This window comes from Streptomyces sp. NPDC101227 (genome assembly GCF_044767545.1).
Taxonomy (GTDB): Bacteria; Actinomycetota; Actinomycetes; order Streptomycetales; family Streptomycetaceae; genus Streptomyces.
The window spans coordinates 62,018-82,928 of sequence record NZ_JBIWOD010000007.1; the positions used below are offsets into that span (position 1 = coordinate 62,018).

14 protein-coding genes are annotated in these 20,911 nt (G+C 73.9%); 13 read left to right on the forward strand and 1 reads right to left on the reverse strand.

The annotated features are described in order from the left end of the window. Positions 1–6 precede the first annotated feature (6 nt). The 11 genes from ACIRPT_RS17945 to moeZ all read left to right on the forward strand — a co-directional run bounded on the left by ACIRPT_RS17945 (position 7) and on the right by moeZ (position 13,747). Entirely contained in the window at positions 7–1,476 is a 1,470-nt protein-coding gene (locus ACIRPT_RS17945; protein ID WP_403828055.1) for a DUF3152 domain-containing protein, read from the forward strand. 131 nt (positions 1,477–1,607) lie between these two features. Next, positions 1,608–1,700, forward strand: a complete 93-nt coding sequence (locus ACIRPT_RS17950) for an Ms4533A family Cys-rich leader peptide (RefSeq protein WP_403828057.1) — start codon at positions 1,608–1,610, stop codon at positions 1,698–1,700. A gap of 173 nt (positions 1,701–1,873) precedes the next feature. Beyond that, positions 1,874–3,607, forward strand: coding sequence for an ABC transporter substrate-binding protein (locus tag ACIRPT_RS17955; RefSeq protein ID WP_403501156.1), 1,734 nt, complete (start codon positions 1,874–1,876; stop codon positions 3,605–3,607). After that, positions 3,604–4,635 carry an ABC transporter permease gene (locus ACIRPT_RS17960; RefSeq protein WP_403828059.1) on the forward strand — a complete coding sequence of 344 codons (1,032 nt, stop codon included), beginning with the start codon at positions 3,604–3,606 and terminating at the stop codon, positions 4,633–4,635. The genes ACIRPT_RS17955 and ACIRPT_RS17960 overlap by 4 nt, the downstream gene beginning before the upstream one ends. Beyond that, positions 4,632–5,621 carry an ABC transporter permease gene (locus ACIRPT_RS17965; protein ID WP_403828061.1) on the forward strand — a complete coding sequence of 330 codons (990 nt, stop codon included), beginning with the start codon at positions 4,632–4,634 and terminating at the stop codon, positions 5,619–5,621. The genes ACIRPT_RS17960 and ACIRPT_RS17965 overlap by 4 nt, the downstream gene beginning before the upstream one ends. Further along, complete coding sequence (locus ACIRPT_RS17970) at positions 5,618–7,291, forward strand: dipeptide ABC transporter ATP-binding protein (RefSeq protein WP_403828063.1); 1,674 nt, start codon at positions 5,618–5,620, stop codon at positions 7,289–7,291. Before ACIRPT_RS17965 ends, ACIRPT_RS17970 begins: the two co-directional genes overlap by 4 nt. 179 nt (positions 7,292–7,470) lie before the next feature. Next, a complete protein-coding gene (locus tag ACIRPT_RS17975) occupies positions 7,471–9,243 on the forward strand; it encodes a DUF3492 domain-containing protein (RefSeq protein WP_403828065.1) in 1,773 nt (590 codons plus the stop codon). Then, positions 9,240–10,379: a hypothetical protein gene (locus ACIRPT_RS17980; protein ID WP_403828067.1), complete on the forward strand. Its 1,140-nt coding sequence runs from the start codon at positions 9,240–9,242 to the stop codon at positions 10,377–10,379. The genes ACIRPT_RS17975 and ACIRPT_RS17980 overlap by 4 nt, the downstream gene beginning before the upstream one ends. Positions 10,380–10,718: 339 nt before the next feature. Beyond that, positions 10,719–11,681, forward strand: a complete 963-nt coding sequence (locus ACIRPT_RS17985) for an NAD-dependent epimerase/dehydratase family protein (protein ID WP_403501171.1) — start codon at positions 10,719–10,721, stop codon at positions 11,679–11,681. Beyond that, positions 11,669–12,484: a spherulation-specific family 4 protein gene (locus ACIRPT_RS17990; protein WP_403828069.1), complete on the forward strand. Its 816-nt coding sequence runs from the start codon at positions 11,669–11,671 to the stop codon at positions 12,482–12,484. The genes ACIRPT_RS17985 and ACIRPT_RS17990 overlap by 13 nt, the downstream gene beginning before the upstream one ends. Positions 12,485–12,568: 84 nt before the next feature. Beyond that, a complete protein-coding gene (gene moeZ / locus ACIRPT_RS17995) occupies positions 12,569–13,747 on the forward strand; it encodes an adenylyltransferase/sulfurtransferase MoeZ (protein ID WP_403501176.1) in 1,179 nt (392 codons plus the stop codon). 66 nt (positions 13,748–13,813) lie between these two features. Here the strand turns inward: moeZ and ACIRPT_RS18000 are convergent, their stop codons facing one another. Further along, positions 13,814–16,750, reverse strand: coding sequence for a lysylphosphatidylglycerol synthase domain-containing protein (locus ACIRPT_RS18000; protein WP_403828071.1), 2,937 nt, complete (start codon positions 16,748–16,750; stop codon positions 13,814–13,816). Between the two features lie 188 nt (positions 16,751–16,938). Between ACIRPT_RS18000 and ACIRPT_RS18005 the strand changes: the two genes are divergently transcribed. Continuing rightward, positions 16,939–17,349 (forward strand): MGMT family protein, encoded by a 411-nt coding sequence (locus ACIRPT_RS18005; protein ID WP_403501182.1) that lies wholly within the window; start codon positions 16,939–16,941, stop codon positions 17,347–17,349. A 122-nt stretch (positions 17,350–17,471) separates the two neighbouring features. Next, positions 17,472–20,855: an ATP-dependent helicase gene (locus ACIRPT_RS18010; protein WP_403828074.1), complete on the forward strand. Its 3,384-nt coding sequence runs from the start codon at positions 17,472–17,474 to the stop codon at positions 20,853–20,855. The last annotated feature ends 56 nt before the right edge of the window (positions 20,856–20,911 follow it).

A 20,911-nucleotide genomic window follows, 5' to 3' on the forward strand; every position in this document is an offset into this window, starting at 1 on the left:
CGCCCCGTGGGACGTCATAGCCGCCAAGGCCGGCAGGAATCCGCAGGCGACATACCGGGTTCGGCCCCGCCGTCCGCACCGCCGGGCGGCACGCTCCCCGGACCGGGACCCGGCTCGGGGCGCCGTCGGCGCCAGGCACCCACCGGCGACCCGGGCACCGAGGTCCGCGGCGGCCATCCCGAGCAGCGCGAGCCCGGCGGCGGCTGGGGCGCGGTCCCCACGAGCACGTTCCCCACGACGCCCGCGCCGGGCGGGCCGCGGATCCCCCGGCCGCGCGCGGCCGAGGCACCGGGCGGCGGCGGCCGGCCCCGGTACGGCGCGCCCGGCCCCATGGGCGTCGGCTCGGTCCAGGGGATCGTCGGCGGACCGGCCGGCGCGCCACGTGCCGAATATGTGGACGCCTTCGAGGACGACGACGTCTTCCGGGCCGGTGCGCCCGGGCGGGGCGGCCCCGGCGCCGGTCCGTACGGCCCCGGGGCGGACGCCCCGGCCGGCGGCATGTCCGACGGGATCCCGCCCGGCGGCCGGTTCACCGGACGGTCCGTGGTCTTCGACCGCGACGAGATGTCCGAGCAGGACCGGCAGGCCGAACTCGACGCCGAGGGCGCGGGGACGGACGACGGGGACGACCCCGAGGGTCTGGAGGAGGAGGACGGGCGGCCGGGCCGTAAGGGCGCCAAGGGCCGTACGTTCACGGGCGCGGCCGCCGCGGCGGTGACGACGGTGCTCGCCGTGGTCATCGCGGGCCAGGTCGCCGACCAGCGCAAGGACGGCGACGCGCCGCAGCCGCAGAGCGGTGCGGACCACCCGGACGGCGCCGAGGGCGCGGCCTCCCGGTCGGGCACCCGCCCCACCCACGACGCCAAGCCCGCCTCGTACGAGGCGCAGATGGCGCAGGTCTTCCCGCTCGACGCCAAGCTGACGGCCAGTGGAAAGTTCACCCCCGTCGGCGGGGACGCCAAGGCACCGGGGCACGGCAAGGTGTGGCGCTACCGCGTCGACATCGAGGAGGGCCTGCCGCTGGACGGCAAGCTCTTCGCCGAGGCCGTGCACAAGACCCTCAACGACGACCGGAGCTGGGCGCACGGCGGGCAGCAGACCTTCCAGCGGGTGGCGTCCGGCCCCGCCGACTTCGTGATCTCGCTGGCCAGCCCCGGCACGACCGCGGCGTGGTGCGCCAAGTCCGGTCTGGACACCGCCGAGGAGAACGTCTCCTGCGATTCGGCGGCCACCAAGCGCGTCATGATCAATGCCTACCGGTGGGCGCAGGGCGCGAAGACCTACGGCCCCGACAAGATGTTCGCCTACCGCCAGATGCTCATCAATCACGAGGTCGGCCACCGGCTCGGGCACAACCACGAGGCCTGCACCAAACAGGGCGCGTTGGCCCCGGTGATGATGCAGCAGACGAAGTTCCTGACGACGGACGGCGTGACCTGCCGGCCCAACTCCTGGCCGTATCCGTCCGTACGGTGATCCCGTTCGCCGGGTGATCCGGGCGTTCCGCGGCCGCCGGCCGTGAGTCGACGGTCGCCGGCCGTGAGACGGGGTGTCTCTCATCCTGAGACGCCTTGCCAGGGCGCGAACCTTCGTTCCATGATCTGCGCATGCCGCACCGCCACGCCACCGACAGCGCCGCCATAGAGCTGGCGCTGATCGGCGTGTCCGTGCAGTGCGTGGCCGACATCGACTGTCGCTGAGACCGACCCGGTTCCGTAGCGGCGCGGCCCAGAGCCTTCGTCCGGACCGGGGTACATCCCCCGCGTATCCGCGTAGTTCACCTCCTTACGTGTCCGCAGGGGCGGCCTCGCGCAGCATCGCGCCCTCCCTGCCGCCTTTTGCGGGTGCATCCTGCTGCGAAAGGCACCCCGCCATGGCCGGACCGGCCCCTTCCCGTCATCCCTCCCGCACCGCCCGCCGGGTGGCCGCGGCCACGGTGAGCGTCGTCCTCGCCGGCGGCGCCGTCGCCTGCGGCCCCGAGGACGCCGGTGCCAAGGGCGGCGGCGCGCCGAAGAAGGGCGGCACGCTGACCGTCCTGAACTCCGAGCCGCAGACCGACTTCGACCCCGCCCGGCTCTACACCTCCGGCGGCGGCAAGGTCCCCACCCTGGTCTTCCGCACGCTGACCACCCGCAACCGGGAGAACGGTGCGGCCGGCGCCAAGGTCGTGCCGGACCTCGCCACCGACACCGGGCGGCCCAGCAGGAACGCCACGGTGTGGACCTACACCCTCAAGGACGGGCTGACATTCGAGGACGGCTCGCCGATCACCAGCGCCGACATCAAATACGGCATCGAGCGGTCCTTCGCCGCGGAACTCTCCGGCGGCGCCCCCTATTTGCGGGACTGGCTGGTCGGCGGCGACGGATATCAGGGCCCGTACAAGGACACCTCCAAGGACGGCCTGAAGTCGATCGAGACCCCCGACGAAAAGACCATCGTCTTCCACCTCCGCAAGCCCGAGGGTGAATTCCCGCTGCTGGCGACGGGGACCCAGTTCGCGCCGGTGCCGCGGAAGAAGGACACCGGAACGAAATACGAGGAACACCCGGTCTCCTCCGGCCCGTACAAGGTCGTCAAGAACACCGGCGACGGCGAGCGTCTCCTCCTCGTACGCAATCCCCACTGGTCGCGGAAGACCGACAAGGAACGCCACGCCTACCCCGACACCATCGACGTCAGGTCGGGCCTCGACTCCGCCGTCATCAATCAGCGGCTGTCCACCGGCTCGGGTGCGGACGCCGCCGCGGTCACCACCGACACCAATCTCGGGCCCGCCGAACTCGCCCAGATCGGAAACGACAAGGAACTCCAGAAGCGGGTCGGCACCGGCCACTTCGGCTACACCACTTACCTCGCCTTCAACCCGAAGGTGAAGCCCTTCGGCAATCCGAAGGTGCGGCAGGCGATCTCCTACGCCATCAACCGGCAAAGCGTCGTCAACGCGGCCGGCGGCTCCTCGCTCGCCGAGCCCGCGACGACCTTCCTGCCGAACCAGAAGTCCTTCGGCTACACGCCCGCCGACCCCTTCCCCGCCGGAAAGACCGGAAATCCGGCCAAGGCGAAGGAATTGCTGAAGCGGGCGGGGTACGCAAAGGGGCTCACCGTCACCCTCACCCACTCCACGGCCAAGAATTTCGAGACCAGCCCGGAGGTCGCCACCGCCGTCCAGGAAGCGCTGGAGAAGGCCGGCATCACCGTCAAACTGGCCGGCCTGGAGGACAACGACTACAAGGACAAGACCCACAGCATCAAGGACGAGCCCGGCCTGTTCATCAGCCACTGGGGCGCCGACTGGCCCTCCGGCGGGCCGTTCCTCGCGCCGATCTTCGACGGTCGGCAGATCGTCAAGGACGCCTCCAACTTCAACCACGCGCAGCTCGACGACCCGGCCGTCAACCACGAGATCGACGACATCAACAAGCTGACCGATCTCGCCGCGGCCGCCGGGCGGTGGGGCGCCCTGGACAAGAAGATCGGCGAGCGGGCGCTGTCCGTGCCGCTCTTCCACCCCGTCTACAAGCGGCTCTACGGCAAGGACGTCAAGAACGTCGTCATCAGCGACTGGGACGGCGTGCTCGACATCTCGCAGGTCGCCGTCAAGTGACGAACCTTCACGAAAGCGGGGTATGGCGGCGGCTGCGCGCCCGCCCGTCGGCCGTGGTGGCCGCCGCCGTCCTCGCGGTACTCGCCCTGCTCGCCCTCGGCGCGCCGCTGCTGTCGGCCCTGGAGGGCCAGGACCCCACCGCCTACCACGACGCGCTCATCGACTCGGCGCGCGGCGGGGTGCCGGCCGGCCCGTACGGCGGGATCGACGGTGACCACTGGCTGGGCGTCGAACCGGGCACCGGCCGCGATCTGTTCGCCCGGCTGCTGTACGGCGCCCGGGTCTCGCTGCTGGTCGCCCTGGGCGCCACCGTCGTCCAGATTCTGATCGGCGTCCTGGTGGGCCTCGCGGCGGGCTTCGGCCGGCGGTTCGCCGACACCGTCCTCTCCCGCTTCACCGACGTCATGCTGGCGCTGCCGATGCTGGTCCTCGCCGTCGCGCTGACCGCCGTCGTACCGGCCGGCTTCCCCCGGCCGCTGCTGCTGGTCCTCGTCATCGGGCTGCTCGACTGGGGCGGCACCTCGCGGATCGTCCGGGCCCAGACGCTGACGCTGAAGAAGCTGGATCATGTGGCGGCGGCCCGGCTGGGCGGCTCGCGGCCCTGGCGGGTGGCCCGCCGGGAGCTGCTGCCCGCGCTCGCCGCGCCGGTGATCACCTATGCGGCGATCCGCGTCCCCACCAACATCGTGGCCGAGGCCTCGCTGTCCTTCCTCGGCATCGGCGTCAAACCGCCCACCTCGTCCTGGGGCCAGATGCTCTCCACCGCCACGACCTGGTTCCGCGCCGACCCCCTGTACGTGCTGCTGCCCGCGGCGTTCCTGTTCGTGACCGTGCTGGCCCTGACCGTGGTGGGCGATGCGGTCCGCGGTGCCCTCGATCCCCGCGAGCGGTCCCGGCTGCGGGTCGGCACCCGGGGCGCCGAGCGGGCGGCCGGAAAGCCGGCCACGGCAGCGGGCGCCCTCAAGACGCAGCAGACACAGCAGACGCAGCAGACGCAGCAGACACAGAAGGAGGATGTCGCCGTATGACCGGTTATGTCCTGCGCCGGCTGGGCGGCGCGCTGATCGTCCTCTTCCTGCTCTCCGTCCTGGTCTATCTGCTCTTCTACGTCGCACCCGGCGACCCCGCGAAGCTGGCCTGCGGCCCCCGCTGCAACGCCGGCCAGCTCCGGCAGGTCAGAGGGCAACTCGGCCTGAACGAGCCACTGTTGGCGCAGTATCTGCACTTCCTCCAGGGCCTGGTCGCCGGCCGCGACTACTCCACCGGCACCGGCGTACTGCACTGCCACGCGCCCTGCTTCGGCCTCTCGTACCAGAACGACCGGCCGGTCACCGAGCTGCTCGCCGCCCGGCTGCCGGTCACCGCCTCGCTCGCGCTCGGCGCCATGGTGCTGTGGCTGCTGCTCGGCGTCGGCACCGGGCTGCTGTCCGCGCTGCGCCGCGGCGGGGCGACCGAGCGGGTGCTGACCGTGCTCACCCTCACCGGCACCGCCACCCCGGTCTTCATCACCGGGCTGCTGCTACTGATGATCTTCTGCGGGTATCTGCAGTGGCTGCCGTTCCCGACGTATGTGCCGCTGTCCGAGGACCCCGAGCAGTGGGCCTGGAACCTGCTGCTGCCCTGGACGGCGCTGGCCCTGCTGGAATCCGCCAAATACGCCCGGCTGACCCGCTCCTCGACGCTGGAGACGCTGGCCGAGGACCATATCCGCACCTTCCGCGCCTACGGCCTGCGCGAGCGCGCCGTCATCGGCCGGCACGCCCTGCGCGGCGCGCTGCCACCGGTCATCGCGCTCAACGCCATCGACCTCGGCACCATGTTCGGCGGCGCGATGCTCACCGAGACGCTCTTCGGCCTGCCGGGCCTGGGCCAGCTGCTGGTCCGCTCGGTGCGGACCGTGGACCTGCCGGTGGTCGTCGCCACGGTGCTGTGCATCGGCGCGGCCGTGGTCCTCGCCAACGCCGTCGCGGACGTGCTGTACGCACTCGCCGACCGAAGGGTGACCCTGACGTGACCACAGAACCGGACGCGAGGGGAGACCTGGTGGAGGTCGCCGACCTCGCGGTCACCTTCCCGGCCGCCGGGGACGCCGGACACGGCGCCGTACGCGCCGTCGACGGGCTCTCGTTCACCCTCGCACCCGGCCGCGCGCTGGGCATCGTGGGGGAGTCCGGGTCCGGCAAGTCCACCGTGGCCGCCGCCCTGCTCGACCTCCACCGGGGCACCGGTGCCCGGGTGACGGGCACGGTCCGGGTCGACGGCCTGGACGTCCTCGCCGCCCCGGAGCCGCGGCTGCGCCGGCTGCGCGGCGGGACGGCCGCGATGGTCTTCCAGGACCCGCTGTCCTCACTGGACCCGTACTACGCCATCGGGGACCAGATCGCCGAGGTCCACCGGGTGCACCGGCCGGCGGTGTCCCGGCGCGCCGCCCGCGCCCGCGCGGTGGAGGTGCTGGAGCGGGTCGGCATCGCGGACGCCGCCCGCCGCGCCCGCTCCCGGCCGCACGAGTTCAGCGGCGGGATGCGCCAGCGCGCCCTGATCGCGATGGCGCTGGCCTGCGAACCCAGGCTGGTGATCGCGGATGAGCCGACCACCGCGCTGGACGTCACCGTCCAGGCCCAGATCCTCGACCTGCTGCACGAGCTGCGGGCCGAGACGGGCATGGGCCTGATCCTCGTCACCCACGATCTGGGCGTGGTCGCCGGGAGCGTGGACGAGGTGCTGGTGATGCGGGCGGGGCGGGCCGTGGAGCGCGGGCCCGTCGGGGAGGTGCTGGGCGCGCCGCGGGCCGCGTACACCAAGGAGCTGCTGGCGGCGGTGCCGCGGGTGGACGCCGTACGGCAACGGCCCGCGGCGCCTTTCGCGGCGGCCCCCGAGGAACCGCTGCTCGAAGCCGTCGGGCTGCGGCGGGAGTTCGGGCGGCGCGGGGCGCGGACGACCGCCGTCGAGGACGTCTCGCTGACCGTACGGGCCGGCGAGACGCTCGGCCTGGTCGGCGAGTCCGGCAGCGGCAAAACCACGGTCGGCCGGATGCTGGTCCGCCTCCTGGACCCCACCGCGGGCACCCTGCGCTACCGCGGCCACGACCTCGGCGCGCTGGGCGAGCGCGCGCTGCGGCCGCTGCGCGGCGAGCTGCAGATGGTCTTCCAGGACCCGGTCGCCTCGCTCAACCCGCGCCGCAGCATCGGCGAATCGGTGGCCGACCCGCTGCGCGCCGCGGGCGGGCTCGACGACGCGGGTGTGGTGCGGCGGGCCGAGGAACTGCTGGAGCTGGTCGGGCTCGACCCGGCGTGGTACCACCGCTATCCGCACGAATTCAGCGGCGGCCAGCGCCAGCGGGTCGGCATCGCGCGGGCGCTGGCCCCCTCGCCCCGGCTGCTGGTCTGCGACGAACCGGTCTCCGCGCTGGATGTCACGACCCAGGCGCAGGTGCTGGAACTGCTGGGCCGACTGCGCCGGGAACTGGGCCTGGCGATGATCTTCATCGCCCACGATCTGGCCGTCGTGCGGGCGGTCAGCGACCGGGTGGCGGTGATGCGCGCCGGGCGCATCGTGGAGGAAGGCCCGGTCGACACCGTGTACGACCGCCCCGAACACCCCTACACCCGCAAGCTCCTGACGGCCGTTCCGGTACTCGATCCCCGGGTCGCCGCAGATAGGCGGGCGCTACGGACCGTCGCCTGACGCTCACATAGCGCGTCGAAACGCCCCTAGGGGTGGAAAGTTACGCGCGTTCACCCCTTCCGGTGGCGCGACGGACAACCGTCCATCGCGCCACCGGCGCCTTTGCATAGCTTCTTCCTGCAGGTGACGGCCCGGCCGTCGCGCCAGGGACGCCGACAGAGGGAACGGGGGTGCACTCGATGCGCATCGCATTGCTCACCGAGGGTGGCTATCCGTATGCGACCGGTGAGTCGCACGCGTGGTGCGACCGGCTCGTGCGCGGGCTCACCACCCATGAATTCGACGTCTACGCCCTGACCACCCACCCCCGCCAAGCGGCCGGGAGCCCGCCACGGCTGCCCGCACACGTACGGCCGGCGGGCACCGCGCCGCTGTGGGGCGCCTTCCCCGACGAGCACCGCCGCCCCGCCGAGGAGCGCTGGGGCCGCGCCGCCGGACGGCGCGAACGGCGCCGCTTCGCCGGCCACTTCGCCGACCTCGCGGCGGCCTTCACCGCGACGCCCGCCGGGGAGGGCCGTACGGGCCCCGACCACCTCATGATCGACAAGGCGGACCGTTTCGCCGCCGGGCTCTACGGGCTCGCCGACCTCGCCCGCACCCACGGCGGCCTGCCCGCGCTGCTCCGCTCCGAGGACGCCGTACGCATCCTGGAAGCCGCCTGCCGCGCCCCCCGCGCCCTGCCCGCCGCCCACGGCGCCCAGGTACGGGACCTGCTCACCGTCACCGAAGAGCTCGAACGCGCGCTGCGCCCCCTCTCGCTGGACTGGTACGGCGACCCCCAGGGCCTGGGCGGCGCGGACCTCTGCCACGCCACCTCCGGCGGTGCCGCCGCCCTCCCGGGGCTGCTGGCCAAACGCTTCTTCGGCACCCCGCTCCTGGTCACCGAGTACGGCGTACGGCTGCGCGAGCACTACCTCGCGCGCGCCACGGCGCCCCTGACAGCGCCGGTGCGCGCCCTGCTCGCCGCCTTCCAGAAGGCGCTGGCCGCCGAGACCTACGCCCAGGCGGCGCTGATCACCCCCGGCAACACCCACACCCGGCGCTGGCAACAGCGCTGCGGCGCGGACCCCGCCCGGCTGCGCACCGTCCACGAAGGCATGGACGCCGGCCGCTTCGCCGCGGTCGCCGATGCCGAAGCCGACGACTCCAAGACCCTGGCGTGGGTCGGCGCCATCGAGCCTGCCAAGGACATCATCGGCCTGCTCCACGCCTTCGCGGAGATCCGCAGAAGCGAGCCGGAGGCGACCCTGCGGATCATCGGCGGCGTCGGCCGCGACCCCCAGGCGCCCGGCTACCGCGCCCACTGCCGGGCGCTCGCCGCCCAGCTCTTCCCCGACGAGGCCGCCGACGACCGCACCGCCGGCGAGAACCCCGTCAGCTTCGAGGAGATCGGCAGCCCCGAGGTGCCCACCGTGGAGGACGCCTACGCCTGCGGCACGGTGCTGGTCCTCTCCAGCGCCGTCGAGGGATTCCCGCGCTCCCTGGTCGAGGCGATGTTCTGCGGCCGCGCCACGGTCTCCACCGACACCGGAGCGGTCCCCGAAGTGATCGGCGGCACCGGCCTGATGGTCCCGCCGCGCAACCCCCATGCCCTCGCCGAGGCCTGCCGCGCGCTGCTCGGCGACCCCGACCGACGGGCCCGGCTGGGCGCGGCGGCCCGCGCGCGGGCGCTCGAACTGTTCACCGTGGAGCAGAACATCGCGGCATTTCGTGGCATCTACCTGGAGCTGATCTCGCACGCCCCGGGCCGCCCGGCCGCCTCCGGCGCGGCCTACGCGGACGGCGTGCCGCGGCCGTTCGACAGCCCCGCCGAGTCCCATGTGCCCGGCCACTGGGCCGCGGCCTGCGCGGGGCGGACGCCCAGCTGGGCGGCGGGGGAGGGACGGGACGGCGCCGGCGTGCAGGCCTGCGCCGTTCCCGTCCCGTCCGCAGGGAGAGGAGAGGGAACATGACCGCGCCCACCCGCAAGGAAGCCGTCGCACGCCCCGTACGCCGGGGCCCCGCCGACCCCGTACGGGCCCTGATGCACCGCCACCGGGAGCTGTGCGCACACGCCGTCGACCCGCTGGAGATCGCCGCCGGCCTGGAGGCGCACGGCGTCACCGACCGCACCGCCGCCCGCTGTCGTCACCGCGACGTCTTCTCGCTGGCCGAGGAGCTGTACGCCCGGGTGCCGCGCGCCGAGGACACCGAGGCCGCCGCGCCCGCGGCCGAATGCGCACCGCGGTCCCTGGGCGTACGGGCGGCGCTGCAACTGCTGCCCGGCGCGGTCTGCGCCGCGACCGTCGCCGCGCTCGCCGCCGTCGAACCGTCAACTCCCCTGACCCGCCCGGCGGTCACCGTCGCGGGTGGCGCGCTCACCGCCCTCGCGGTCCGGCTGGCCGTCCGCACCGGACCGCTGCGCTCGCGCCACCACGGCGGCGGCGCCGCGGGCCTGTGGATCTGCTGGACCGTGGGCTACGCGGTCTACGGCGACTGGCTGCTGACCGAACTCCTCGGCGGCGGGCCCGATCTGCCGCCGCACCCCCGGGCCGCCACCGCCACCGCCGTGGCGCTGGCCTGCGCCGTCGCGCCCGCCGCCGGATGCGCCCGCTGGTTCGCCCGCCGCGGCCGGCGCGGCCTGGCCGCAAGCTGCCGGCTGACCGAACTCGCCGCCCGCATCCGCCCGTTGCTCCTCGGCGCCACCGCCCTCTTCCTCGGCGCCCTGCTGGCGCTGCTGACCGGCGCGCGCGCCGTCCTCGGCGGCATCGGCACCACGGACCTGACCGCCGCGGCCGCCCTCGGGGTGCTGCTCTTCCTCGCCCGGCTGCTCGCCGTCCACGGCTACCCCCGGGCCGCGGCGGCCGGCCTCGCCACCGCCGCCGCCCTGGAGGCGCTCGCCCCCGCCCTGGTGCTCACCGCCCGGCTCCCCGGACTGACGCCGCTCGGCGCCCCGGTGGAGACGCTGATCCGCCACGCCGGACCCGCCGCCGTACCCGCCCTCGCCTGCGCCGCCACCGCGCTCGGCCTCCTGGCGTACGGCCTGCGCGCGCTGACCGGCGCCTGGGCGCACTCGCCCGCCCTGCCGGCGGAGGCGGACCGGCCGTGACCCTCCGGATACCCGCCCGGCCTCGCCCGGCCACCTTCGGGCGCTCCCACCGGCCCGGCCACCGCCCCCCGACGGCGCTCCTCCCGGTCGCGCGGCGGCATTGCGCCCCGCACCCCACACCCCCCTCGCACCACGCACCACCCCCGAAGCGGCAGCCCGATACCGCCGCCCCGGTCACTTCGCCGCGGACCCCACCCCCCACGTGGCCCCCGCCCCCAGGGCGGACGCCGACCCCGCGGCCAAAGCCGACCTACTTGCTCGCTTCCCTCGATCCCGCCTTAGGAGCACGACCATGAACGTCCACCCGACCACACGTCACGGGCACCGGGGGGCCGCACGATGAGGGTGCTGCTCATCGGCGCCAACGGCTACCTCGGCCGCTATGTCGCCGACCGCCTGCTCGCCGACCCCGCCGTCCAGCTCACCGTCCTCGGGCGGGGCGACGACGCCGACGTCCGCTTCGACCTGGCCACCGGCAGCCCCGGCGCGCTGACCCGCTTCCTCGACGCCGTCCACCCCGGCGTCGTCGTCAACTGCGCGGGCGCCACCCGCGGCGGCGCCCGCGAGCTGACCCGGCACAACACCGTCGCGGTCGCCACCATCTGCGAATCCCTGCGGCGCAGCGGCTGCGGCGCCCGCCTCGTCCAGCTGGGCTGCGCCTCCGAGTACGGGCCCTCGCAGCCCGGCTCCTCCACCGCCGAGGACGCGGTGCCGCGCCCCGGAGGCCCCTACGGCGTGAGCAAGCTGGCCGCCACCGAGCTGGTCCTGGGCTCCGGCCTCGACGCCGTCGTCCTGCGCATCTTCTCGCCGGTCGGCCCCGGCACCCCGGCCGGATCCCCGCTCGGCCGGCTCGCCGAGGCGATGCGCCGCGCCATGCAGTCCAACGACAGCGAACTCAAGCTCGGCGGGCTCGGCGTCCAGCGGGACTTCGTCGACGTACGGGACGTCGCCCGTGCCGTGCACGCCGCCTCCCTCTCCGCCGCGCAGGGCGTCGTCAACATCGGCACCGGCCGCGCCGTACGGCTGCGCGAGGCCGCCTCCGTACTCGCCCGGGTCGCCGGCTTCGGCGGCGCGCTGCACGAGCTCGACTCGCCGCCCGCCCGCCTGGTCATCCCCGGGCCCGGCCCCGGCCCCGACCACCCGATGGACCGGCCGCCCGCCACCTACCCGTACCCGGACGGCTGCGGCACCTGGCAGCAGGCGGACGTGCGCACCGCCCGCGACCGGCTCGGCTGGCGCCCCCGGATCGTCCTGGAGGAGTCCCTCGCCGACATCTGGATGGAGGCCGCATGTCGTATCTGACCTCCTCCACCGGCACGGCACGCGCCCCCCTCGGGGCCGGCCCCCTCGGCGTCGGCGTCCCCGGCTTCGCCCATCCCCTGCTCGCGCCCACCGAATGGGCCGCGCTGCTGCGCTGCTCCCGGGGATTCGTCCCCTCGGCCGCAGCCGGGGACGACGGCGCCGGATACGCGGCGCCCCTCCACTGGGCGGTCCTCAACGTCTGCAACGGGCCCGGGGCCCGCCCCGACCCCCACTGCATGCCCGCCGTCGCCCGCCTGCGCGAGACCGGCGTCCGTGTGCTCGGCCACCTCGACACGGGCCGCGGCGCCCGCCCCTTCGGCGAGCTGATCTCCGATGCGCACCGCTTCCTGGAGTGGTACCGCGTCGACGGCTTCTGGCTGGACCGCTGTCCCACGGACCGGACGCTGCTGCCCGAAACCCGGCGGATCGCCACCTGCCTGCGGACCCTGCGCGAGAACACCTACCTCGTCTTCGGCCACGGCACCCACCCCTTCCCCGGCTACGCGGAGTCAGCGGACCAGCTCGTCACCTTTGCCGGCGCCTGGGCCGACTACCGCTGGTCCCAGGTGGCCGAGTGGACCGCCGACTACCCGCCCGAGCGGTTCTGCCACCTCGTGCACGGCGTTCCCCGCTCCCATCTGGAGGAGGCGCTGCGCATCGCCCGCTGGCAGGGAGCGGGCACCGTGTACCTCACGGACCGCCGGGCCGCCGCCGCGGCGGGTACCGCCGGCGGTGCCTGGGAGTCGCTGCCCGGCTACTGGGATGAGTTCGTCTCGCGCATCGGAACGGGTGTCTCGGAATGAAGTAGGGCGTGGCAGTGTTACGAGAGACGCTCCCCGCATCAGTGGGGACGGTCCCGTACTGCCATAACGACCAACGGAGTCCCCGTGTCGCTGCCACCCCTGGTCGAGCCCGCATCCGAGCTCACCGTAGACGAGGTCCGCCGGTACTCCCGCCACCTGATCATCCCCGATGTCGGGATGGACGGGCAGAAGCGGCTGAAGAACGCCAAGGTGCTGGCCGTCGGCGCCGGCGGTCTGGGCTCGCCGGCGCTGATGTACCTTGCCGCGGCCGGCGTCGGCACCCTCGGCATCGTGGAGTTCGACGAGGTCGACGAGTCGAACCTGCAGCGCCAGATCATCCACAGCCAGGCTGACATCGGCCGCTCCAAGGCCGCGTCCGCCAAGGACACGGTGCTCGGCATCAACCCGTACGTCACGGTCAACCTGCACGAAGAGCGCCTCGACTCCACGAACGTCATGGAGCTCTTCTCCCAGTACGACCTGATCGTCGACGGTACGGACAACTTCGCCACCCGTTACCTGGTCAACGACGCGTGCGTGCTGCTGAACAAGCCGTACGTATGGGGTTCGATCTACCGCTTCGACGGCCAGGCGTCGGTGTTCTGGTCCGAGCACGGCCCCTGCTACCGCTGCCTGTACCCGGAGCCCCCGCCGCCGGGCATGGTCCCCTCCTGCGCCGAGGGCGGCGTCCTGGGCGTGCTGTGCGCCTCCATCGGCTCCATCCAGGTCAATGAGGCCATCAAGCTGCTCGCCGGCATCGGCGACCCGCTGGTCGGCCGCCTGATGATCTACGACGCCCTGGAGATGACCTACCGCCAGGTCAAGGTCCGCAAGGACCCGAACTGCGCGGTCTGCGGTGAGAACCCCACCGTCACCGAGCTCATCGACTACGAGGCCTTCTGCGGCGTCGTCTCCGAGGAGGCCCAGGAGGCGGCCGCCGGCTCCACGATCACTCCCAAGCAGCTCAAGGAGTGGATCGACGCCGACGAGAAGATCGACATCATCGACGTCCGCGAGCCGAACGAGTACGAGATCGTCTCGATCCCCGGCGCCCGGCTGATCCCGAAGAACGAGTTCCTGATGGGCACCGCCCTCCAGGACCTCCCCCAGGACAAGAAGATCGTCCTGCACTGCAAGACGGGCGTCCGCTCCGCCGAGGTGCTGGCCGTGCTGAAGTCCGCGGGCTTCGCCGACGCCGTCCACGTCGGCGGCGGCGTCATCGGCTGGGTCAACACCGTCGAGCCGGAGAAGCCGATCTACTAGGCAGCCACGCAAAAGGCGCCGGTCCGCGCAGTGCGGACCGGCGCCTTTCGCATGCCCTCAGGCCGCTCAGATCTCGCCCTTACGGGTCAGATAGCTGAAGGCCAGCCAGCCCGGCAGCACCGGCAGCCAGAACACCATCAGCCGGAACAGCAGCACCGCCGGGAACGCCGTGGCACTCGCGAGCCCGGCGATCGTCAGCGCACCGAGCAGCGCACTCTCGACGGCACCCAGACCACCAGGCGTGGGGGCGGCCGAGCCCAGGGCGTTGCCGGCGAGGAAGGCGACCGCGATGCTCGCGTAACTGATCTTGTCGCCGCCGCCGAACGCGCGGATCGACGCGTCAAGGCACATCACGTTCGCCGCCGTCAGCAGCAGCATCCCGCCGATGCCCGTGATCAGCTTCCGCGGCCGCTGGAGGATGTCCAGCATCCGCGGGACCACCCCGGCGAACAGCGACCGCACCCGCGTCGAGACGAACTTGCGCAGCGCCGGTACGGCGGTCACCACCAGCACCAGTACGGCCACCGTCAGCAGCCCCGCGATGACCGTACGGGACGGCGAGATCTGCGGCGCGTGCTCGGTGCCGGTCAGATAGCCGAAGGCCAGCAGCAGCAGGATGTGCGAGCCCAGGCCGAACAGCTGGGAGGCGCCGACGCTGGCCACCGCCAGGCCCGGCCGGACCCCGGCGCGCTGGAGGAAGCGGGTGTTGAGCGCCACCCCGCCGATCGCCGCGGGCGCCACCAGCTTCACGAAGTTGCCCGCGATCTGCGCGAGGACCGTCCTGACGAACGGCACCTTCTCCGTGACGAAGCCCAGCAGGCTCATCGCCGCCGCGGGGTACGTCAGCGCCGAGAAGAACATCGCCACCAGGACCCACTCCCACCGGGCCTCGCTGATGACGTCGCCCAGGTTGAAGTTGGTCAGCTGCGACATCAGCAGATACGCCGCGAACGCCCCGGCGATCCAGCTGATCAGGATGCGCGGGCTCAGCCGCTCCAGCTTCGCCGGCTCGATCACCGCCGTCGGGCGGATCAGCAGCACCTGGCGGCGGATCTGGGCCAGCAGATCCTCCTCGCGGGCCTCCTCCGACGCCTCCTCCAGGGCGCGCTTCTCAGCGTTCTTCGCGGCGTGCCGCTCGGCCCGCAGCGTCTTGCGGTCCTTGGGGCCCGCCGCCTCCCGGGCCTCGCGCGCCTCCTTGGCGGCCTGGGACGCGGCCAGTACGGCCTCCCGCTCGCGCTTGGCACGCTCGCGGGCCAGCTGGCGCAGCGTGGCGCGGGTGGTGCGGCTGAGCGCGATCGGCTGGAGCAGCGGGAGGCTGTCGGCGACCGCGTCCGGGCCGAGCACCTCGACGGCCGCGGCCACCGCCCGCTCGGCGCCCACCCGCAGCCCGCAGGTGGCCAGCAGCTGGGCGATGTCCATCCGCAGCACGAGGTCCCCGGCCGCGATCTCGCCGCCGCGCAGCTCGGTCAGGACGATGTTGCCGGAACGATCCACCAGAAGCGCATCGCCCACCAGCCGCCGGTGCGCGATCCGCCGCGACTGCAGCGCCTCGACCTGCCGCCAGGCGCTGTGCATCAGCGCATCGGTGATCTCCTCGTCGGCCAGCGCGTCGAACGTGCGGCCGCCGATGTGCTCGTAGACCAGCATCACCGCGTCCGGGCCGAGCTCGGAAGTGGCGATCAGCTTGGGGGCGTTGGCGCCGGCCGCGATCGCCGCGTACGCCAGCAGCGCCTCCTGCTCCAGGGCCTGGCGCAGCGACTGCAGGCTGCGGCGCTGATTGATGCCGCGCAGCGACAGCCGCCGCCACACCCGGTAGAAGAAGCCCTGCGCCTGCTGCTCGCGGTCCACGACGGTGACGTCGATGGGCGGGCCGTCCTCCAGGGTGACGAGGTAACGACGGCCGCGGTCGGCGTTCTCACGGTGGTCCGGGTTCGCTGCCTTCCCGGAGGTCCCGGCGTTCTCGGCGTTCTCGGCGCGCATCGCGCTGACCGGGTGGAAGCCGACCCGGCGCAGCCCCGCGAGGAGGTTCTGGCCGGTGGGACGGACGTTGGGGGAGCCGACCGCGTACAGGGTGCCGTAGGCGACGGTCCAGCCGATCAGCACGGTCGTGACGATCGCGAACGGCGTCGTGTACCGGCCGACCAGCACCGCGAACGCGTCCAGCAGCAGGACGGCCCACATCGCGACCCGCCACCGCGGCCGCCGGGACATGCCCACCGCCGTCATATAGGCGATCACGGGCGCCAGATAGCTGTGCACCGGCGCCGACAGGGAGCCGTTCTCCAGCGGCTGGGTCAGCGCCGCCCGGATGGAGGGCGGTGCCGCCTCGGCCACCCACAGATCGGTGGCCAGCGACACGCCGTGCGCCAGTACGGCCGCCAGCACGCCGTCCGCGATCCGCAGCCCGTCCCGCTTGATCAGCCGCTCCACCGCGAACGCCACCGGCACGATCAGCACCGCGACGCTGGACGTCAGCCCGGCCAGGTTGATCAGCAGCTCGGGCGCCGCCCCGAAGCCCTTGCCGATGTCGTTCTTCAGGCCCTGGGTGGTGCCGTGCGCGAAGGTGGCGAGCCCCAGGACCAGCGCGATCCCGACGATGCCCAGCAGCAGCCGCAGCAGGTCGGAGGGGCGGTGCACCCGGGCGGGCAGCAGCGGCTCGTCGCCGGAGACCCGGTCGACGTGGAACTCGCCGTGCTCGTCGGCGCTCAGATCCGCGCGGTGCGAGCCCGTACGGGGCGCGGCCGCGGCCGGCTGCTCGTCCTTGCGCTCGGTCCGCCGTCGCTCCTTGCCGCCTGAGGGCGGCTCCTCCTCACGGCGCGCGCGTGGCTCGGGGTCCGCGGGCTCTTTCGGCCTCTCGGACGCCTCGGGTGGTTCGGCCTTCTTGATCGTGCTCGCCTTTTCCGTCGGCTTGGGGGAGCCGGCAGCCAGCGCGTCAGGGGCGCCCGCCTCCCGTGGAGGCGCCGCACCCTGCTGCTCGGCCGTCTCTTCTTGATCTCGTATCACCAGTCACCGTCCGGAAGATGGTGGCACGGCCGACCAGTGGTGGGGGGCATCAGGGTGCATTTCGGGGGCGCGGGAAGCGGAACGATCTCCACCGCTCCACGCCGACGACACCTGGCCGGCGGACCGCCACGGAACCCTGGACCGTGTGTCCGATCCCATTGTCGGTGCCGTGCGGCAGGATGGACCGAATGAGTGGGAGTGGAGAGACGGAGGCGGACACCGAAGCCGCTGAACTGCCCGCATACGCGGAACGCGTACTGAGCGTCGCCGAGCTGATCCCGGCCGGACGGGTCATGACGTACGGCGATGTCGCCGAGTGGCTCCGCGACGAGGAGCGGCCCGAAGGAGATCCCCCGGCGGGCGCCGGCGGGCGACGGGAGGGCGGCCCGCGCCAGGTGGGACGGGTGATGGCCCTCTACGGCGGCGCGGTGCCCTGGTGGCGGGTGGTCCGCTCGGACGGCGTACTCCTGCCCGGCCATGAGCTGCGCGCGCTGGCGCACTACCGCGAGGAGGGCACGCCCTTGCGGCCCGCCGCTCGCTCGGCCGAAGGCCATATACCGCGGCTGGACATGCGACGGGCCCGCTGGGACGGCTCGTGAGCCGACTGGCGTAGCGTTCTCCGGCACCGCCGTCACGCACGGCCCGGTGCCCGGCGCCCCGAGGCGTGCCCACCACCCGCACCCCACCCCGATCAGCAACCCCACCAGGACCGGCGATCCACGTGAGTTCCTCCTTCTCGGCCGTCCCGTCGTCGCCGCACCGCGCGGCGCGGCGGGATGCCCCCGGCGCGTACCGACTGGTGCGCACCCCGCCGGTGCCGGTGGATCCTCCTGCCTTGGACGCGGCCCAGCGCGCCGTGGTTGACCACCGCCACGGACCGCTCCTGGTGCTCGCCGGTCCCGGCACCGGCAAGACCACGACCCTCGTGGAGTCGGTGGCCGCCCGCGTCCGCGACGGCGCCGACCCCGAGCGGATCCTCGTCCTCACCTTCAGCCGCAAGGCCGCCGTGGAACTCCGCGACCGCCTCGCCGCCCGCACGGGCACTGCAGAGGGGCAGCCCGAAGGGCTTCCGGCGAAGGGTGGTGGGCGACGGGTGGGCGCGCCTCAGGCCACCACCTTCCACTCCTTCGCCTACGCCCTGGTCCGCGCCCACCAGGACGCCGACCTCTTCGCCGACCCGCTGCGCCTGCTCTCCGGCCCCGAACAGGACCTGCTCGTCCGCGAACTCCTCGAAGGCCAGGCCGAACTGGCCGGCGACGGCCGCGCCCAGGTGAGCTGGCCCGACGAGCTGCGCGCCTGCCTGACCACCCGCGGCTTCGCCGACGAGGTCCGCGCGGTGCTCGCCCGCAGCCGCGAACTGGGCCTGGGCCCCGACGCCCTCGGCGCCTTCGCCCGGCGCACCGGCCGCCCCGACTGGAGCGCCGCCGCGGCCTTCCTGGCCGAATACCTCGACGTCCTCGACGCCCAGGGCGTCCTCGACTACGCCGAACTGATGCACCGCGCCGTACTGCTCACCGAGACGCCCCGCGTCGCCGCCGGACTGGCCGCCGCCTACGACGCGGTCTACGTCGACGAGTACCAGGACACCGACGTCGCCCAGGTCCGGCTGCTGCGCGCGCTCGCCGGCCACCAGGGCCCGCCCGGCACACCGGGCTCCCCGGGCCGTACGCTCCTCGCCTTCGGCGACCCCGACCAGTCGATCTACGCCTTCCGCGGCGCCGACGTCGGCGGCATCCTCGACTTCCCCCAGGCCTTCCGGCGCCCCGACGGCACCCCTGCCCCGGTGGAGGTCCTGCGCACCTCCCGACGCTCCGGCGCGACCCTGCTGGCCGCCACGAGGCTGCTCACCCACCGGATGCCGCTCACCCGCCTGCCCGCCCGGAAGGTACGGGCCCACCGCGAACTGGCCCCCGTACGCGACGGCGGCCGCGTCGAGGCGTACACCTACCCGACACCGGGCGCCGAGCTCGACAACATCGCCGACATCCTGCGCCGCGCCCACCTGGAGGACGGCGTGCCCTGGCGCGACATGGCCGTCCTCGTACGCGCCGGCGGCCGCTCGATACCCGCCGTACGCCGGGCGCTCACCTCCGCCGGAGTGCCCCTCGACATCGACGGCGACGACCTCCCGCTGCGCCACGAACCGGCCGTCGCGCCCCTCCTGACCGCCTTGCGCGCGGCGGCCCGGGCGGCCCTGGACGCCCCGGCCGACGAGCCGCAGCCGCTCGACACCGAGACCGCCCTGGACCTGCTGACCTCACCCCTGGGCGGCATGGACGCCACCGACCTGCGCCGCCTGGGGCGCGCCCTGCGCGAGGAGGAGCGGGCCGCCGGCCAGGCGCTGCCCCGGCCCTCCGACGAGCTGATCGCCCAGGCCCTCGCCGAACCACAGCGCCTGGTGGCCCACGATCCGGCGTACGCCCGCGGCGCCCAGCGGCTCGGCCTGCTGCTGCGCAAGGCCCGCGAACTCCTCGCCGGCGGCGGCACCGCCGAAGCGGCCCTGTGGGAACTGTGGGACGGCACCCCCTGGCCGGGCCGCCTGGAGCGGGCCGCCCGCCGCGGCGGCGCCGCCGCGCGCAACGCCGACCGCGACCTCGACGCCGTCGTCGCCCTCTTCGAGACCGCCGCCCGCGCCGAGGAACGCACCGGCGGCCGCGGCGCCCTCAACTTCCTCGAAGAGCTCGACGCCCAGGACATCGCCGCCGACACCCTCACCCGCCGCACGGTCCGGCCCGACGCCGTACGCCTGATGACCGCACACCGCGCCAAGGGCCTGGAATGGCGCCTCGTGGTCGTCGCCGGCGTCCAGGAAGGGCTCTGGCCCGACCTGCGCCGCCGCGGCTCCCTCCTGGAGGCCGACCGCATCGGCCGCGACGGTCTGGCCGAACCCCTCACCCCCGGGGCGCTGCTCGCCGAGGAACGCCGCCTGTTCTACGTGGCCGCCACCCGCGCCCGCGAACGCCTGGTCGTCACCGCCGTCAAGGCCGCCGCCGACGACGGCGACCAGCCCTCCCGCTTCCTGACCGAGCTCGGCATCACCCCCCAGGACGTCACCGGCCGCCCCCGCCGCCCCCTCTCCGTCGCCGCCCTCGTCGCCGAACTGCGCGCCACCACCGTCGACCCGGCCGCCACCGACGCGCTGCGCGACGCCGCCGCCCGGCGGCTCGCCAAACTGGCCGCGCTCACCGACGACGACGGCCACCCCCTGGTCCCCGCCGCCCACCCCGACAGCTGGTGGGGCCTGCACGAACCCACCCACAGCGGCGTCCCGCTGCGCGACCGCGACCGGCCCGTGGTGCTCTCCGGCAGCGCCCTCGACCAGCTCGCCAACACCTGCTCCCTCCAGTGGTTCCTGGGCCGCGAGGTCAAGGCCGACACACCCGCCACCGCCGCCCAGGGCTTCGGCAACGTCATCCACGTCCTCGCCGACGAGGTCGCCTCCGGCCGCAGCCCCGCCGACCTGAACGTCCTGATGGCGCGCCTGGACTCCGTCTGGGACGCCCTCGCCTTCGACGCCCCCTGGAAGTCCCGCCAGGAAAAGGACACCGCACGCGCCGCCCTGGAACGCTTCCTGCGCTGGCACGTCATGGCACGCGACACCCACGGCCGCCACGCCGTCGCCGCCGAACACGGCTTCGACGTCACCCTCGAAGCCGGCGCCTACCAGGTCCGCATCCGCGGCAGCATGGACCGCGTCGAACGCGACCCCCAGGGCCGCGCCTACGTCGTCGACTTCAAGACCGGCAAGAACAAACCCACCGGCCCCGAGGTCGCCCGCCACCCCCAGCTCGCCGTCTACCAGCTCGCGGTGCGCGAGGGCGCGGTCGACGACGCCTTCGACGGGCACACCCCCGACCCCGGAGGCGCGGAGCTGGTCCACCTGCGCCTCGGCGCGCCCCAGAAGGAAGGCGGCGACGCGCTGCCCGCCGTACAGGCGCAGCCGCCGCCCGAGGAGGGCGGCGAATGGGTCGGCGAACTGCTCGCCACCGCCGCGGGCCGCGTCCTGGAGGAACGCTTCACGCCCACCACCGGCACGCACTGCACCCACTGCGCCTTCCGCGCCTCGTGCAGCGCCCGGCCGGAGGGGCAGCACATCGTGGAGTGAGCCCGCCGGTTCCGGCCGGGAAGGGTCCTGACCTGCGCAAACGGCCCGGCCCGCGG

What these genes read in the sequence shown, in the direction of transcription:
- ACIRPT_RS17950 (WP_403828057.1), top strand. Translation starts at nt 1,608, where the DNA reads ATGCCGCACCGCCACGCCACCGACAGCGCCGCCATAGAGCTGGCGCTG.
- ACIRPT_RS17955 (WP_403501156.1), top strand. Translation starts at nt 1,874, where the DNA reads ATGGCCGGACCGGCCCCTTCCCGTCATCCCTCCCGCACCGCCCGCCGG.
- ACIRPT_RS17965 (WP_403828061.1), top strand. Translation starts at nt 4,632, where the DNA reads ATGACCGGTTATGTCCTGCGCCGGCTGGGCGGCGCGCTGATCGTCCTC.
- ACIRPT_RS17975 (WP_403828065.1), top strand. Translation starts at nt 7,471, where the DNA reads ATGCGCATCGCATTGCTCACCGAGGGTGGCTATCCGTATGCGACCGGT.
- ACIRPT_RS17980 (WP_403828067.1), top strand. Translation starts at nt 9,240, where the DNA reads ATGACCGCGCCCACCCGCAAGGAAGCCGTCGCACGCCCCGTACGCCGG.
- ACIRPT_RS17985 (WP_403501171.1), top strand. Translation starts at nt 10,719, where the DNA reads ATGAGGGTGCTGCTCATCGGCGCCAACGGCTACCTCGGCCGCTATGTC.
- ACIRPT_RS17990 (WP_403828069.1), top strand. Translation starts at nt 11,669, where the DNA reads ATGTCGTATCTGACCTCCTCCACCGGCACGGCACGCGCCCCCCTCGGG.
- ACIRPT_RS18005 (WP_403501182.1), top strand. Translation starts at nt 16,939, where the DNA reads ATGAGTGGGAGTGGAGAGACGGAGGCGGACACCGAAGCCGCTGAACTG.